At 60.6% G+C, this 16,502-nt stretch carries 14 protein-coding genes; 3 read left to right on the top strand and 11 right to left on the bottom strand.

The window, feature by feature from the left end; translation table 11 throughout:
• Positions 1 to 3,162, bottom strand: coding sequence for an ATP-binding protein (locus tag D5261_RS02910; protein WP_165864530.1), 3,162 nt, complete (start codon positions 3,160 to 3,162; stop codon positions 1 to 3).
• Positions 3,163 to 3,278: 116 nt separating this feature from the next.
• On the opposite strand from D5261_RS02910, the gene D5261_RS02905 reads away from it, so the two are divergent.
• The gene (locus D5261_RS02905) at positions 3,279 to 4,304 is read left to right on the top strand and encodes an alpha/beta hydrolase (RefSeq protein WP_119323973.1); all 1,026 of its coding nucleotides are present in this window, start codon (positions 3,279 to 3,281) and stop codon (positions 4,302 to 4,304) included.
• A gap of 108 nt (positions 4,305 to 4,412) precedes the next feature.
• Here D5261_RS02905 and D5261_RS02900 read toward each other — a convergent pair whose 3' ends face one another.
• The 7 genes from D5261_RS02900 to D5261_RS02870 all read right to left on the bottom strand — a co-directional run bounded on the left by D5261_RS02900 (position 4,413) and on the right by D5261_RS02870 (position 12,123).
• Complete coding sequence (locus D5261_RS02900; RefSeq protein WP_119323972.1) at positions 4,413 to 5,465, bottom strand: aldo/keto reductase; 1,053 nt, start codon at positions 5,463 to 5,465, stop codon at positions 4,413 to 4,415.
• A 69-nt stretch (positions 5,466 to 5,534) separates the two neighbouring features.
• On the bottom strand, positions 5,535 to 5,966 hold the full coding sequence (locus D5261_RS02895) for an Rrf2 family transcriptional regulator (protein WP_119323971.1): 432 nt from the start codon (positions 5,964 to 5,966) through the stop codon (positions 5,535 to 5,537).
• Positions 5,967 to 6,018: 52 nt separating this feature from the next.
• Entirely contained in the window at positions 6,019 to 8,193 is a 2,175-nt protein-coding gene (locus D5261_RS02890; protein ID WP_165864529.1) for a DNA polymerase domain-containing protein, read from the bottom strand.
• Positions 8,194 to 8,291: 98 nt separating this feature from the next.
• Positions 8,292 to 9,797, bottom strand: coding sequence for a purple acid phosphatase family protein (locus D5261_RS02885; RefSeq protein WP_119323969.1), 1,506 nt, complete (start codon positions 9,795 to 9,797; stop codon positions 8,292 to 8,294).
• 26 nt (positions 9,798 to 9,823) lie between these two features.
• Entirely contained in the window at positions 9,824 to 10,822 is a 999-nt protein-coding gene (locus D5261_RS02880; RefSeq protein ID WP_119323968.1) for a YncE family protein, read from the bottom strand.
• A gap of 111 nt (positions 10,823 to 10,933) precedes the next feature.
• Entirely contained in the window at positions 10,934 to 11,128 is a 195-nt protein-coding gene (locus D5261_RS02875) for a hypothetical protein (protein ID WP_119323967.1), read from the bottom strand.
• A gap of 128 nt (positions 11,129 to 11,256) precedes the next feature.
• Positions 11,257 to 12,123, bottom strand: a complete 867-nt coding sequence (locus D5261_RS02870) for a prepilin-type N-terminal cleavage/methylation domain-containing protein (protein ID WP_119323966.1) — start codon at positions 12,121 to 12,123, stop codon at positions 11,257 to 11,259.
• A gap of 355 nt (positions 12,124 to 12,478) precedes the next feature.
• Between D5261_RS02870 and D5261_RS02865 the strand changes: the two genes are divergently transcribed.
• Both D5261_RS02865 and D5261_RS02860 read left to right on the top strand, forming a co-directional pair.
• Positions 12,479 to 13,465, top strand: a complete 987-nt coding sequence (locus D5261_RS02865) for an aldo/keto reductase (RefSeq protein ID WP_119323965.1) — start codon at positions 12,479 to 12,481, stop codon at positions 13,463 to 13,465.
• Between the two features lie 75 nt (positions 13,466 to 13,540).
• Positions 13,541 to 14,134: a Uma2 family endonuclease gene (locus tag D5261_RS02860; protein ID WP_119323964.1), complete on the top strand. Its 594-nt coding sequence runs from the start codon at positions 13,541 to 13,543 to the stop codon at positions 14,132 to 14,134.
• 8 nt (positions 14,135 to 14,142) lie between these two features.
• Here D5261_RS02860 and D5261_RS02855 read toward each other — a convergent pair whose 3' ends face one another.
• From D5261_RS02855 to D5261_RS02845, 3 genes are all read right to left on the bottom strand, one after another.
• Positions 14,143 to 15,153: a glycoside hydrolase family protein gene (locus D5261_RS02855; protein ID WP_119323963.1), complete on the bottom strand. Its 1,011-nt coding sequence runs from the start codon at positions 15,151 to 15,153 to the stop codon at positions 14,143 to 14,145.
• Between the two features lie 131 nt (positions 15,154 to 15,284).
• Positions 15,285 to 15,491 (bottom strand): hypothetical protein, encoded by a 207-nt coding sequence (locus D5261_RS02850; RefSeq protein WP_301002409.1) that lies wholly within the window; start codon positions 15,489 to 15,491, stop codon positions 15,285 to 15,287.
• 5 nt (positions 15,492 to 15,496) lie between these two features.
• Positions 15,497 to 16,384, bottom strand: coding sequence for a prepilin-type N-terminal cleavage/methylation domain-containing protein (locus tag D5261_RS02845; protein ID WP_218025728.1), 888 nt, complete (start codon positions 16,382 to 16,384; stop codon positions 15,497 to 15,499).
• Positions 16,385 to 16,502 lie beyond the last annotated feature (118 nt).

The raw sequence follows: 16,502 nt of genomic DNA, 5'->3' as shown, positions 1-16,502 counted from the left end.
TTACTGAGGCGCGGGAAGTTCGCCAGCGGCCCGATCGTCCGCAAGGGCGTGCTCCACCGCCTGCGCCCAGGTCATCGCGCGGCCTCGTTCCCAGGCCTGGGCGACGGCGTCCGGCGCCAGCGCTTGGCCCAATTGATCGATGTGGTGTTGATCGGTTTCTTGTTCGCGCGCCGTGAGAGCGGCGGTAAGACTGGCGCGCAGCCCGTGAGACGCCCCAAAGAGCGTCGCCGCCTCTCCGGCGCGGCCTTGCGCCAGCAGGGCTTCCGCCAGCCCCTGAAGGCTTCGGGCGATGCCGTGTTTGTCTTCCAGCTCTCGCTGGAGGCTCAGGCTTTCTTGATGCATGGTTCGCGCCGTTTCGTAGTCGCCCTCGGATTGGGAGACGCTGGCGAGACAGGACAGCAGCGTGGCGACGCCTCTTTGCTCTCCCAGCTCTCGGCGAACGCGCAGGCTGTCGTCATAAAAAGCGCGCGCGGAAACCTCATCGCCTCGCGCGAGCGCGACGTTGCCCAGACAGCCCAGGCAGTCGGCCACGCCGCGTCGGTTGCCGCTTGCGCCATAGATCGCCAGCGCCTCTTCATACTGCCGCTGGGCCGACGCGTACTCCTTTTGGAGATGATCGATATCTCCGCACTTGGTAAGCGCATTCGCGATCAGATGCGTGACGCCGATCTCTCTTCGCATCTTCAGGCCCTCCGCGTACTGGGTTCTCGCCGTCAGATAATCGCCCCTCACGATCGATATCGCGCCGAGCGCGATGAGCGACGAAGCGATTCCCGCCTTGTCGTCAATTTCACGGCGAATCGCGAGCGCTTCCTCAAAGAGCGTCATGGACGAGGCGTAATTTCCCAGCGCGCATTCGATATTGCCGAGATTGGCGAGAGACCGGGCGATTCCCGCCGTGTCTTCCAGCGCTCTGTGTATCTCCAGCGCCTCCCGCAGCGCTTCTCTCGCCTCAATCTGTCGCCCTTGACAATACAGCAGGACGCTTAAGCCGTTCAGCGCCGTCCCTCGCGCGATGGCCGGGGGCTGCGGATCCGTCCCCTCTAAGGCCGTTCGCAGATGTTCCAGGCCCTCCGAGTAATATCCCTGCATGTACCAGAAAGTTCGCATCTCGCCGGCCAGTTTTAAGTAGGCTCCGGAGCGCCGCGTGTCCTGAGCGGACCACCGCAGCGCCGCGCGCAGATTGCCGTGCTCCTTCTCCAGCCGAGCGTTCCATAAGTGTGAGTCCGGCTGATTGGCGTGCGCCTCCGCCTCTTCCGCGAGTGAGAGACACCAATCGCAATGCCGTGCTCGGACTTGATCCAGCTCTCCGCTTTCCAGCAAGCGCTCGGATGCATATTGACGCACCATCTCCAGCAGACGGTAGCGGCCATTTCCGTTCCATTCCTGGTCTTCAAACACGACCAGGGATTTATCCACCAGGGAAGTCAGCAAATTGAGGATTTGCGTACTGGGGGCGGACTCGCCGGAATGGACTTGCTCCGCCGCCTCCACGCTCCAGCCGCCGGCAAAGACCGAAAGGTGGGCGAGCAGCCGACGCTCCTGGTCATTGAGCAGGGCGTAAGACCAATCGAATGTCCCGCGCAGCGTTTGCTGGCGGGAGGCCGAAGCGCGTCCGCCGAGGCTCAGGAGCCCTAGATAATCGTCCAAATGGTTTTCGATCTGCTGGGGCGTCATGGACTTGATGCGCGCGGCGGCGAGTTCGATGGCGAGCGGGATCCCTTCCGTCTGATAGCAGATCCGGGCGACCGAGAGCGCGTTGTTTCCCGTCAGCGCGAACGCGCGGTTCGCCGCCTGCGCCCGCTCGACAAATAGCTGCACGCTTTCATAGCCTGAGAGGACGCGGACTTGTGTCGCGTGTCCCGCCGGAAGATGGTCCGGCGCGGGGACATCCAGCGAAGGAGTCGTCCAGGCGGTTTCTCCCACGATCCCCAGCGCTTCGCGGCTCGTCGCCAGGATCCGCACGCCCGGGCATTCTCGCAGCAGATGCGCCGCGATCCGCGCGCAGGCGTCCAGAAGATGCTCGCAGTTGTCGAGCACCAGCAGGAGCTTTTTGTGGCGCAAATGGTCCGTCAGGCTTTCCAGCGGGGCGCGCGCGGCCTCTTCACGCACTCCCAGGTGGGAGGCGATGCAGGACGCGGCCATGGCGCCGTCCGTGAGCGTCTCCAGGGCCGTCATCCAAACGCCGTCGGGATAGCGCGCGAGCGCATCGTTTGCGACTCCGATCGCCAGGCGCGTCTTGCCGACGCCGCCCGGGCCGGTAATGGTCACCAGCCGGGAGCGTCCCAGCCTGGCCGCCAGATCCACCCGCTCGTCCTCCCGGCCGATCATCTCCGTCAACGGGCTGGGCAGATATCCGGCGCTCTGAGGAGCCGTTTTCTCCGTCTCGCCTTCCCCGCCGGCGGGCGCCGGCGGCGCGTTGCGGCGGCGCGCTTCCTTGCGCAGACGTGTGTAAAGGAGGGTGGTTTGGGCGTCGGGCGCCGCCTGGGGATCGCTGCTGAGAAGATGGACGAAGTCTCGGTAGACCTGAAGCGCCGCGTTGCTGTCTCCGGCCTGGACCAGGGCCTCCATCCATTCGCGCTGCGCTGTGTCGCGCCATGGATCGATGGCCGCCGCGCGCCGGCAAAACTCTGCCGCGGCGCCGGCGTTTCCGGCGGCGAGGGCGTTTTGCGACAGCATTCGCAGGGCGGTCAGGCACTGCTTTTCCCGCTGGGCGCGCTCCGGCAGCGCCCATTCCTCGAAACACCCTTCCAGCAGCGGACCGTGATACAGAGCGGCGGCGCGCTCGATCGCCGCCGGATTCTGGGACGCCATCGCGGCGTCGAACGTGATCACGTCGATCTCCGCGCCATCCAGATCCAGAAGAAGGGTATGCCGGCTCGGGGATTGGAGACGATGACTCTCGGCTTGAAGCATTTGCCGCAGTTCGGTGAGGATCGGCCGCAGACCGGCGTACGCCTGACTCTGGGTCGTCTCGGGCCACAGGGTTCCCGCAATCCATTCGCGCTCGATCGGCCGGCCGTGGCGCAGGGTCAGCAGCGCGAGGAGCCAGAGGGTTTTGCGGGAGCGCAGCCGAGGCGCGGGACTCCCGTTCGTGGTGACGCGCATGGGGCCGAACAGGGCGATCGCGAGCGGCGGAGCTCCGGTTTCCGATAAAGGCATGGCGAGATTCCCTCGTTCCTGATCCATGGGAACGCGTTTCGGCCGAATTTATAATGCCTTGATAATACCTGCCCGGGATACTAATGATGCTACGAAATATGGAAAGGAAACCTCCAATGAAACTTGGGAATCTCTCTCGGCGAATACGAATAGGCGGCGCGGGGCTGGCGGCGGCGTTCGCGCTTGCGGGACATGGCGCGGCGATGGGGCAGGGGAGCGGCCAATTCGATACATCGGACGCCGCGCTTGTGAAGACGCTTCCTGGCTTTGAGAACGGCTCCGCGAAGGTCAATGGAATCCAGATGCACTATGTCGCGGGCGGCAAGGGCGCGCCGCTCGTGCTGCTGCCCGGCTGGCCGGAGACGTGGTGGGAGTACCACAAAGTCATGCCGGCGCTGGGGCGGCGCTTCCATGTCATCGTGGTGGACATTCGCGGCATGGGCGCCACGGACAAACCCGCCGGCGGCTACGACAAGAAGACGATGGCCGAGGACGTTTACCAACTGGTGCGCCACCTGGGATATACTAAAGTCAATATCGCCGGCCATGATATCGGTTCGATGGTCGCCTTCAGCTTCGCCGCGAACCATCCCGAGGCGACTCGAAAACTGGCCGTGATGGACGTTCCCCACCCCTACGACGCCTTCAAATCGATCCCGATCCTGCCTGAGTATGGGAAATTTGGCAAGAAGATCGATGCCGCGCATCCGCTCTTCCCCTGGTGGTTCTCGGTGATGCAGGTCCCCGATTTGCCGGAAAAGCTGTTTGCCGGCCGCTATGGGATCTTGCAGAACTGGGCGTTCGATTATCTCACCAAGGATTCGAGCTCCATTGACGCCCGTGACCGCGCCGTCTTCACCTCCGCCTATGCGACGCAGGCCGGCATCCATGGCGGGGACTCCTGGTTCCAGGCCTTCCCCAAGGATATCGTCGACAACAAGAAATACAACAACCTGAAGATGCCGATCCTCGGCCTGGGGTCTACGGGGTACGCCTGGCTCAAAGACGCACTCCCGCGTCAGGCGAAGCATACGCGCGTCATCAAGATCGAGAACAGCGGCCACTATTTCCTGGACGAGCGCCCGACCCTGCTGACAAACCTGCTCAGCGAATTCTTCCGCGCCCCCGACGGCGCGTTCTGAGCGCCGCCTTTCTCGTCTTCATGCATTTCGCCGGCCTTACTACAGAATTACACAATCGAAAAACTGCGCCCTTCTCACGCCCTTGGTCGGCGTGAGAAGGGCGATTTTTTATCGCACGGGGATGGGCGAGAGGTCGAACAGATGCGGGACGCCGCCCATCGTGCCTTCTCGCACTTCCGCAAAGCGTGTCTTCAGCTCGTGCGGGAATCCCAGAGAGATCGCGCTGGCGTCGTCGAGGCGCTGGATTTGGTCGGCGGAAAGCGTCACGTTTACGGCGCCGAGATTGCCGGCGAGCTGAGCCTGCGTGCGCGGGCCAAGGATGGGGATGTGTCCTTTGGCGAGCACCCAGGCGATTGCCGTCTGCCCCGGATCGAATCCGATTTCCTCCGCGACGGTCTCCAGCGCATCCAGAGTTGCGGTTTTGCGGGCGTCATTTTCGACGTGCAGCAGGGCGGCGAGGTTCGACCCGGACCGCGCGTCTTTGTCGCCGCTTCGATACTTGCCCGTGAGCAGGCCGCCGCCCAGCGGAGACCATGCGACCGTTCCCAGACCAAACGCCTGCGCCATCGGCAGCAGGTCGCGCTCCGGGGTGCGCTCGACCAGGCTGTATTCGATCTGCTGGCCGGCGAGCGGCGCCCAGCCGCGCATATCGGCCAGCGTCGCCGCATAGGCCGTCCGCCACGCCGGGAAATCGGAAAGGCCGATATAGAGGATCTTGCCGGCGCGGACCAGATCGTCGAGGCCGCGCATGATCTCATCCATCGGCGTGACTTCGTCGGCGTGGTGAACCCAGTAAAGATCGATCCGATCCGTGTTCAGCCGTTTCAGGCTCGCCTCGACCGCCCGGACCATGTTCTTGCGGCTGTTGCCGGTGACGGAGATCCCGGCGCCCGGCGCGATCGCCATTGTATATTTGGTCGCAACGACGAAATCATCACGGTTTGCGGCGATGAACTCGCCGAGAAGGCGCTCGGATTCTCCCGACTGATAGGCGTCGGCGGTGTCGAAGAAGTTGCCGCCCGCTTCCACGTAACTGTCAAAGATCCGGCGCGCCTCCGCCGGCTCCGCGCCGTAGCCCCAGGTTGTGCCAAACGTCCCGCATCCGAGCGACAGCTCCGAAACGCGCAGGCCGGTCCGTCTTCCAAAGATCTGATAACGCATTTGTTTTCTCCTTATCATTATTAACTGTAATAAAATAAATTACAGTTTTCGGCAAATAATAAGCGCCGATCAGACGCCCATAATTTGATCGACGATCTCGCTGAGATTTTTTTCCTTCAGTGCGCTCAGTATGGCGTGATTGACGCTGCCGAGCACAGGCTCCAGCGCGTTCTTAACGCCGCAGCTCACTGAACACGGCAGATGCGCCGGGCGCGGATTGCGCGCCAGCATTTCGGCGCGCTCGACCGCCGCGTAAACTTCGTCGAGCGTAATCGCGGACGCCGCTCTGGCGAGACGCGCTCCGCCGCCTTTTCCTTCCTTCGAGATCACCAGGCCCGCCTTGCTCAGCTCGCTCAAAAGGTTACGAATGATCACCGGATTGGTGTTCACGCTCAGAGCGAGGTCCGCCGAGTTCATCTGGGGCTGGCCCCACTGCCGGTCGGAGTACTCCAGGCAGGAAAGAACGTGAACCGCGATGGAAAATTTGCTGCTTGCCGCCATACTGAAATAATTATAATTACAGAATCGAAAACTGTCAAGACCGAATGCGATCTTAGCCAAATAAATCCATCGTCATCTGCGAGGGATCGGGCCGCTTTTTGATTGGGAGCGGCTTGGGGAAAAGCGTGTCGAACTGGTCTTCGCCGACGGCTTCGCGAAGGCGGGAGGCGAATTTGTGCAGTTTGGCGGCGTAGTATTCGGTGTCGGCGTCGTGGTTGTAGTCTTCGAGAAGGGCGAGGGATTTGTCCGCTCTTTGATACAAGGCGACGAAGTCGCCTTGTTTGATGTCGGCGTTTTTGATCGCCTCAGCAGCGCGTTTACGCATCTCGGAGTTCAGGAACTTCTCGGTGACGCGTTCGCGTTTGGCGAGCTGGTCGATGGGCATCTGGTCGGCCTCGATCTTGACGATCAGATCTTTGTAGAGCTGCGCGAGATCGTCCAGACGGTCGGCTAACAAGAGATCGACGGCGTCGTTGAGGAAGCGGCGGCCGTAGCGCTCGTCGGAGCGGGAGCGCAGGGACGAGCCTTTGAAGATCTTGCGGCCGCCGTGCTCCTCCAGCACGTAGTTCTTCATCTTCAGGGAGATCATGGCGGCGTAGGAGCCGTCGTGCGCGAGGCGAATGCCTTGCGGCAGGGCGCTCCCAATCTTGTCGACGTAGACGTACTCTTCCTCGGGCGTGCGGACATCGGGCGGGGGCTGGAAGTAAACGCCGTCGGTGTCGATCTCGATGACGCGCGACCCGTGCGTTTCCAGGTCGGCGGCGATCTGCTTGACGATCTCCTGTCCGGCCTCGGTCACGCGGCGGGCGGCGTCGAAGTCGTTAAAATAAAACGGGCCGCCGATGTAGCCGTAGAACGAGTTGATCAGGGTCTTGAACGAGTTTTGCAGGCCGTCCCAGTAGTGGTGCTCGTGCGTGTCTTCGCCAGCGGTTTTGAGCTTGCGCTTGGCTTCGAGGCGGCGATTGGTGAGTTCGGCGAGCAGGGGCAGAAAGACGCCCAGGCTGTCGGAGGCGGGCGCGATCTTGTTAACGAGCATGAGGCTGGGGTAGAGGCTTTCGACGTCGGCCTTGACGATGGGGCGGATGACGCCGGTGACGCGCACTTCGGTGTAGCCGCCGGGGTAGGGCTTGGACGGTTTTTGCTTGGGGATCGCGCGGCCTTGCCGTAAATACTCGCGGACAAAGATGGAGTTAATCTTCTCGCCGCTGCCGGTCACCGCGACGCTCTGAAAGGTGTCCGGAACCATCTGCGTCTGGTAGAACTCCGTTGGCGCGACCAGCGCCGCCAGCGCCCCCGTCTCCTGAACGTCCTGCAAGGCGTAAGTCTTTACTTTTTCGGGATCGGCTTTGTAAATCTCGACGATATCCGAGCGGTCTAAATAGACACGGTCCGGCGGCGCGATGCCGTAAGTCTGCGCGCACTCCTTCAGACCGTAAGACGACAACTGCGCCTTCGCCCAGTCGAAGCGCTGCACTTGAAAGAGCGTGTCGAGGATGTGCCGCCCATGGAAGTAGATCGGGGTGTACGGACGCGAGTTGCCGCCGATGGCGCAGTTGCGCTCCATGCCGACACTGGCCGGGACGCCGAGACGCCCAAACGTGGGCGCGACGCCCAGGTCCGCGCAGCGAGCCAGGATATAAGGCGCGTCGAAGGAGTAGAAGTTGTGGCCTTCGATGACATCGGGATCGCGCTCGGCGACAATCGCCAGCAGCTCGCGCAGCATTGACGATTCGGTCCCGCTCAGCACCGTTTGGAACCCGCGCGTGTCGGAGATGGAGATCAGGAAGATGCCCGCGCCCACGGCCATGGGATCGAGCGAGGTCGTTTCGATATCGATCTGCATGCGCACGACATCGTCAAACGCCATGCCTTTGAAGAGCGTATATCCGCCGGCGATGAGAAACTGCTTGGCCGCGCTGCCGTACTGCATCACCGAGACCTGGGGAGTATCGCGCAGAGCGCGCTTCGCCTCTTGATACGCTCGCCAGCCACTGGGAAAGCGGGTCAGAAAGCGATGTCCTTCGCCTTCCAGCTCCGTCACTTCCGCGCCAGGGAACGACTGCGCGCTGTCGGTAATCAGCCAGGGAACAAATGGGACGCTGACCTGGGAAACCCCGTCCGCGTTACGGATAAACAAGGTGGCGTCGCGGTCGCCGGTTTCCAGCGCGACGATACACTCCCGCGGATCCGCGCCGCGCAGGATTTGGTCGAACTTTGCATCGCTCATATCCCATAGTGTACCCGCAGGACAGATTTGCGAGACGGCATGAAAAAACGGCGCGTTTCCCATGGGGAACGCGCCGTATACTCTTGTTCGCCGCCAAATTACGCCTTGGTGACGTGGATCTTGTCGAGTTCCACGCCGTTTTCGTCGATCTGTGTGAGTGTGAGCGAGGGGCCGTCGATTTCGATGACGGTGAAGGAGTGGACGCTGGAGACGAACTTGGAGACGTACGCGACGTTTTTGTCGTCTTCGTGGAGCCACTTTGTCGGATCGGTGTCGAAGCCGGGATCGTAGAGCTCCTTGCCGCCGGCCCCCGTGGTGATGTAGAGGACGCCGTCAGGCTTGGTGTGAGCGGCGCCGTCGAACTTCGTGTCCAGCGTGAAGGTTCCGGGGACGCGACGGTCGTCGGCGTGGTTCGGGTTGGCGTTGGTGGTGTCAGTTGGCGCGAAGCGCAGGGGCATGGTGCGCTGGTAGGTGTGCTCGTGGCCGTGCAGGCAGAAATCGACGCCATGGGCTTCAAAGAGCGGGGAGAGCACGCGCATCTGCTGCTCTTTGTAGTGATTGTCGCCCACATTGAACGCCGGATGGTGGTAGACGACGAACTTCCAGAGGGCGTCTGTTCCCTTCAGATCGGCGGAGATCCAGTCGCGCAGCGCGGCGTTGGTGGGGTCGATGTAGACGTTCGAGTCCAGGCACAGGAAATGCGCGTCGCCGTAATCGAACGAATAGTTCGCCATCTGCGGGTAGCGAGGACCGGCGCATTCGTGGAAGTCGCTGATAAGCGCGGCGTCGCCCATCGTGGGCGTGGAGCTGCCCGTGGTTTTGGGGCCGTTCAAGGGCAGGTGCATCGCCGTGTAGTAGGCAAGGGCGTCGCGGTCCTTGTCAAAGTTGGCGATGGGCCGCTTGTTGGGATCTTTGTGGTGGACGTCGTGGTTGGCGAGGACCGTATAGAACGGGACCGAGCGCAGCAGCGGCGCCCCGACTTTGGGGTCGGCCACATCGGCGTTATAAACCGGGAAGAAGTACTTGGCGTACTCGTGATCCAGGCCGCTTTCATAGACGTTGTCGCCGGTGTTCATGATAAAATCCGGGTGCGACTGATAGGCGTAATAGGCGACCGCCAGCTCGCCGGGATCGCCGTAAGAGTTATCCCCGAAGGCGACGAATTTGACCTTCTCGCCGCGCCCTTTGCGCGACGTGAATTCGCCTTCGGCGATCGTCTTGCCGTTGCCGACCAGGCGATACGAATACCGTGTGTTCAGATGCAGGCCCGTCAGCGACGCGGCGTAATTGAAGCGCCGATCGGCGTCATTGGGACCCTGCCATCGCTCGGTGCGGGTGATCGCGCCCTTTTTGCCGTAGGCGTTCGTGGGGCCGAACTGGAGCTGGAAATCGGTCGGGGTGTGCTCGGTCTGCCAGGCGATGACGACGCTTTCCTCGCCATGCTTGAGATGGCTGGCGTATCCCGGCTGGAGATAGGGCAGCGCGGTGAAGCGGGGCAGGGTGGGGTCGGTCGCGGCGAAGAGGCCGCGACCGACGGGCATCAGCGCCAGGAAGGTAATGCCTCCGGCGGACTGAAGAAATTGACGGCGTGTGATTTGTGACATGGGACTCTCGATATTGATGTTGCGGCTTATTTCGCGGGCGACCACTTCTGGAGATTGCTGCCGGCGGCGTCGGAGTAAGAAATCCAGACATCGCCCGTGGACTGATCCACGGCGAGCGTATGCGTTCCCTTCGGGACCGTGACTTTGCCGGCGAGCGTCGCGCCGTCCGCCGTCTCATCCACCACGGAGATTACCCCGGCGCTGCTCGCGCAGTAAAGACGCTTGCGGCTGGAGTCGAATGCGATTTGATCGACATATCCCGGCTCAATATCCACGGTCGCAAGCACTTTGCCGGTTTTGATATCCATCAGATCGACCTTGCCCTGCCCGGCGGCGAAGATCCGGCCGCCGGCGCTGTCGATCGCGATGCCATGCGGGGAAGTCATCGGCGCGGTCGGCCAGGTCGCCTCCACCTTGTTGGTCGCCGGGTTGATGACCTGGACGCAGTTGGATGGCTTGATGTTCTGATACAGCCGGTCGGTCGCAGGATCGTATTCGATGGCCTCGGGAGCGTCGGCGATCGCCACGGAGCCATTGATCTTGAGCGTCTTCGGGTCGATCATCCAAACTTCGGCGCCGTCGTCATGGTCGGCGTACAGGACGCCGTTTTTCGCGTTGAAGAGAATGGCGTCGGCGGGGCCGGTCAGCGCGACCTCGCCGAGCTTGTCGAGGGTGGTGAGATCGAACGCCACGACCTTTTGGTTGCCGCCGCCGACAAACAGTTTGTTGTCGGCTTCATCCACGGCCTCGCCGTTGATCGCGCCGTCCGTGTCGATCTGCTTCACGTCGCCCTTGACGAGATCGTAGATCACGAGTGTCTTGTGACTGGGATGGGACGCCAGCAAATGATGCCGGGCCGCGTCGATCATCATCCAGTCGAACTTGCCCGGTCCGCCGGGAACGGCGACCGGCGTCGTCGCCGTGAGCAGAGGGGCCGCCGGAGCCGCCGGGGCGTCCGCGTGCGCGGGGGAAAGAGTGGCGAGGGCGGCGAGGCCAAAGACGGCAAGGCCGAGACGTGCGTGCATAATAGATCCTCCGAGGTGTACGCGCGAGGCGTCGTAAAGGGGTTTATTGATGGATGCTGCGCATTCCTTCCGTGGCGATTTCCATCGCCAGCCTTAGGTGCGCAACATCGATTATTGATTCTTCTGAGCGTTGTGCTGCTGGCGCATCTGCTCTTCCTGGGCGATGGTCGCCGCGCTTTGCGGAGGCGTCACGTTCGTGCCGGGAGGGAGTGATGAGGCGCTGTTGCTCGCGCATCCGGCCAGTGAAATGGCGAGAAGGCCGGCGGCGACCGCCAGCGCTCCGGCCGAAGATCCAAGAGCCTTCATGGGGTCTTTCCTGTCTATGGAATCGTCGGGCAAATTCAAAAATTGCGATTCGGAGCCGGCATGGATTGGAAACCGCCCCTCGCCTCTGCCAAGGCTGGGGGCGGCTTCCTCTTGACGACACGTTCCGATTACGGAGTTACCGTGCCGGTAGCGTAGATATCGCTCACCACCTGAGCGCACGTTTCGCCATCGCCGTTGAGGGGATAGCCAGAGGCGCCGCCTGAGATCTGGCTGTAATCTCCGACCGCAGTGGAGCTATAGCACCATTTCAAAGCGTCGCTCTGGTTCGCCGGCCGTCCAATAAACTTGCCGTTGAATAATCCCGCCTGGAACGCGATCGTTTTGACATGGCCGTCCACGAAGCAGAAGTTGAAGCGCTGGTTGTGGCGAAGCGACGAAGTTCCGGTGGTCGCCGGCAGGGTGCCCGCCAGGATGTTGTCCAGCGCGACAGAGTATCCAGGGTTGTCGTAGGTGTCGCCGAACGCGACCATATTGGAGGGGCTGTCGAACTGAGCGATGTTGCGGCCGGGGCGCAGCGCTTTATTGTTCGCGTCTTTGATCTGCGCGCCGATCAGGCCGTATCCGCCATCGCTCACAACGCCGTCGTTGTATCCATAACCCAAGCAAACATCGTTGTTATAGAAGTTATCGTCGCATCCATTGGCGGTGGACGGCTGGGTGCGGTCCGGGCAAACAAACAGCTTGATGCTCTTGGCGTAAGGCTGAAGCAGCATGTACCACGTTTGCACGTAACCCGTGCCGTCGATTCCCCCTGGCAGCTTCTGCTTGGAGATGACCGGCGTATATTCGTCGTAGTCCTGATTATACTGAACGTAAGCGATTCCGAGCTGGCGAAGATTGGAGGCGCAGGAGATGGCGCGGGCCTTCTCGCGAGCCTGGGCGAAGACCGGGAAAAGGATAGCCGCAAGAATCGCGATTATGGCGATTACGACGAGTAATTCAATCAGCGTAAAGCCTTGGCGTCGAGTGTTCATATTTCATTATCTCCCGAAAGGATATTCGTATCGAGAATCATGGGACCCCTTGATTCTACCAGCACACATCCGACGGATGTGTTAAGAGAATATTAACTTTATCCATGCGTATATTAGATTTTGCTAATAATCGTTATCTTACGACACGAGCGATAGCGCATCTTATGGACCGCTGCGAGCGGCGAATGTTAAGGGAATGTTACGAAAGGAACGAATTACTCCCAATGGCGTTTATCAAACGAGAGAGTCTGCGAGCCGCCGATCCCGGTTTCGGGCGTGCTCCCCGTCGTTTCCGCACGCCTCGCTGGGACCGGCGTCCAGAGTTTCGATCAATCACCATAAAGGATATCACTGCATGGAGTATGTCAACCTTGGCAAATCAGGTCTGAAGGTATCGCGTATCTGTCTGGGATGCATGAGCTATGGCGATCCCAATCGCGGGGCTCACCCATGGAGTCTGGATGACGAGCAGAGCCGCCCGTATATCGCGCGCGCTCTGGAGCTTGGCGTCAACTTTTTTGATACCGCCAACGTTTATTCGGCGGGATCGAGCGAAGAGATTCTGGGCCGGGCGATCAAAGAGTACGCGCAGCGCGAGGACCTGGTGATCGCGACCAAAGTCCATGGCCGCATGCGTCCCGGCGTCAACGGCGCGGGATTGTCGCGCAAGGCGATCTTCGCGGAGATCGACGCCAGCCTGCAGCGTCTCGGCACGGATTATATCGATCTCTACCAGATCCATCGCTGGGATCACGAAGTCCCGATCGAAGAGACCCTGGAAGCGCTGCACGACGTGGTGAAGGCCGGCAAGGCGCGCTATATCGGCGCGTCGTCGATGTACGCCTGGCAGTTCTGCAAGGCGCTTTATCTCTCCGAGCATCATGGCTGGAGTAAGTTCGTCTCGATGCAGAACCATTACAACTTGCTGTACCGAGAAGAAGAGCGGGAGATGATGGGGCTTTGCCTCGCTGAGGGGATCGGGGTGCTCCCATGGAGCCCGCTGGCGCGCGGCCGACTGGCGCGCGCCTGGGAAAGCGAGCCGAGCACGGCGCGCGGCGAAACGGACACCTTCGGGAAGACGATGTACAGCCGCACCGAGAACGCCGATCGGCAAGTGATCGAGCGCGTCGGCGAAATCGCCGAACTGCGCGGCCTCCCGCGCGCCCAGGTCGCCCTTGCATGGCTCCTGCAAAAGCCCGGCGTCACCTCGCCGATTGTCGGCGCCACCAAACCGCGCCACCTCGAAGACGCCATCGCCGCCCTGTCGATCACGCTGACGCCCGAAGAAATCAAATCCTTAGAAGACCCCTACACCCCGCACCCCGTGCTCGGGTTCTCGTAGTGAGAGCCGCTTGTTCATTCAAGGTTGGTTCTGGTGAAGATTCTGTGGTAACATTGAGCAGTAAAGGACAATTCCATGGCTGCACAACCCTCGGAACCATTTATCACACCAGAAGAATATCTCGTAAGAGATCGAATGGCGGATTTCAAAAGCGAATATATCGCGGGTGAAGTGCTGGCGATGTCTGGCGCGAGCGGCCGCCATGAAACAATCGTCGTAAATCTGACACGTGATCTCAGCAACGCGTTACGGAGAAAGCCTTGCAAACCGAAAGGCGGAAACCTTAGAGTTCGGGTGCGGTCGGCAAACTTCCTCTATCCGGATCTTACCGTCGTCTGTGGAGAACCCAATTACGCAGATGGAGAATATCTCGATACTTTACTCAATCCATCGGTGATTTTTGAGATACTTTCTGGGTCAACCGAGTCTAAAGATCGTGGTCCCAAATGGCGGCTCTATCAGCAGATAGAGTCGCTTGAGCACTATGTCATTATCAATCAGGATATGGCGCGTGTGGAAATTTACACGCGCCATAATGATGTCGATTGGCTCGTTCACACGGAAGAAGGGCTGAGCGGCGCGTTTTCGCTCTCCGCGATTGATGTCACGCTTTCTTTGGCTGAGTTGTATGAGGATGTCGCGCTCGCGCCCGACATCCTCAACGACTGATGGCTGTGTTACGGAGCGTTCACGATCATGGACGCTCCCGAGGAACATTCCCACGAATACACCGTGCCGTCCGAGGTGCGGGCGCCCCAGTTCGACCATACTAGTCCCGACGAGTTGCGTTCGGCCCACGCCTGGTTCGCGTTGGCGTCGAGCCAGGCGTTGAAGGTGGTGTCGCCGGCGGCGTACTTGCCGGCCCATCGGGCGAAGACGCCCTTGAAGCCCGCCGCGTCGTTTGTCCCCGTTCCCTCCACATTCAAAATCCCATTCGTGCAGAGCGCATTTTGCGTCTCCTGCATCGCCATCTTGGCTTCGGCTCTGTGCCCGAGCAGCACTCCCGCGCCGATCAGCGTTCCCTGGTTATACGTGAATTCGGCCCAGCCCACCGTACCATCGCTATTGATGTGGTCGGCGATTCGGTATTTGGAGAGATCGCACACGCGGGAGTTGGTGAGAAAGCCCGTCCAAAGCGTATTGGCGGCGGACGTATTCCCCACGAGGTAAGCGGCGATGGCGCCGGGGCCGTTCACGCAGGCGTTTTTGGAGGTCTTGGCGGTCGTCCACCAGAGGCCGGAGATGACGTTGGTGTCGTAGGCTCGCGCCCAGACTTTGTTGAAATTGTTGACGGCGTAAGATTTGAATGTGGCGTTGCCGCTTCGGGCGAAGGCGATGCAGGCCCAGAGGATATCGTCGTTGAAGGTGTTGCCAGACCAGTCGGTCCCGTAGGCGGCGATAAAGCCGTTGCACAGGGCTGTCACCGCGCTGCTGTATTTGCTGTTGACGGCGGCGGCGTCCTCCATCAGCTCGATCTCTTCCGCGTAGGTCCAGAACTGATTTCCGGTCGTGTGAGTGTTGGTGTTGTAGAAGGTTCCGTTGCCGTTATAGAAACCATTGTTGTAGCAGTCCATCGCCAGGGTTTTGTCCGGCCCGGCCGCCTGCGCGCCGGGGGCGCAGGCGAAGAGGGAGAGGGCCGCCATGGCCGTCACGATGGATGTGTTGGAAACGACGTTGTTTTTCCGCATGAAGAATCCTCGCTGAGTGTTTGAATTGCAAATGTTTCGAATAAAACAAATTGCGGCGCCTTCGCAGTGTTTCTCGGTCAGAAAATACTGCCCGGAGGGATTTCCCTGCGGGCAGTGGCGGGAGAGCCGGATTATTTACCGGAGAGCGACTTATAGTGCTCGATTTGCGCTTGCATCTCTGGCGTCATATGGTTGGGCGCGCCGGCGGGAGCATTCACAATCGGCGCCGGCCCCGAGGGAGCCGCGTCGTGATGGGCGCATCCCGACATGCAAGCTGCGAATGCCAGGGCGCCCGTCAAGACGGCCCGATTTCGCCATGTGCAGAGGGGTGATTTCATTCGAATTATTGTCCCGACCATTCCTTGATGGCTCCGGCTCCCGACAGATCGCTCTGCTGCTGGCCCGGACCGTATCCCGTGGTTGAGTAGGCGTCCCACAGATCGTCCTTAATGGCGTTGGTGGCGCGAATCCCTTTCGCATGCCCGTCGAAGAAGACATAGTTGGTGATGCCGGCTCCGTGCCCCTGAATGCAGGACGTTGACTGTCCGGTGGCGGGGACGCCGTCGCTCGTACACTGGTAAGCGGTGAAGCCTGCATTGGTGTCGGCGAAGGGGAGGCGGGATTCGGCCACCATAATGGTGCTGGCCGGGCTCTGGATGATCGCGATAGACCCCGATCCGCACGGCGAGTCGTTGACGCACGGCCAGAACCGGCTTGAAGTTCCATTCTCGTTAATGCCGGCGTCTTTGTTGACGGCGTAACCACGGGGGAAGCGCGAGGTTTCATCTCCGGCGCTGCCGGGGAGGTCGTACGACTTGAGATGCCACCAGACATCTTTCGCGGACCACGAAGCGCTATTCTCCGGACAGTAGAACACGCCGCCGCTTCCATGATCCGCATAGGGCTGACCGTTATTATAGGGCCGTCCGCCGCTCTTAATATAGGGATAGATGCAATCCTTCCAAGTGAGCATCTTGGTGGTCCACCAGTCGTTGGCAGGGTCGATAACAACACGGTAGAACGGAGCACGCTCGTCATAGTCCTGCACATACTGCATCATTCCGAGACCGATCTGTTTTTCGTTGGAAATACATGCAATCTGCCGGGCCTTAGCTCTTGCCTTGGCGAAGACGGGGAACAAGATGGCGGCAAGTATTGCTATTATAGCGATAACAACTAGTAATTCAATCAGTGTAAACCCTTTTGCTGATTGGGTCTCTTTGCGAATCATACTTCTCTCCTTGACCGGCTAAGGCCGATAATCATAACGCCGCCCATGAGGACGCTTCGGCGTGAACGAAAAACTACGAACGGTGCGACCTGCGCCATTTTAGACTAGATCGCAATAG

The sequence above is a fragment of the Capsulimonas corticalis genome, from assembly GCF_003574315.2.
GTDB lineage: Bacteria > Armatimonadota > Armatimonadia > Armatimonadales > Capsulimonadaceae > Capsulimonas > Capsulimonas corticalis.
This window is presented reverse-complemented; position numbering and strand designations above follow the sequence as displayed.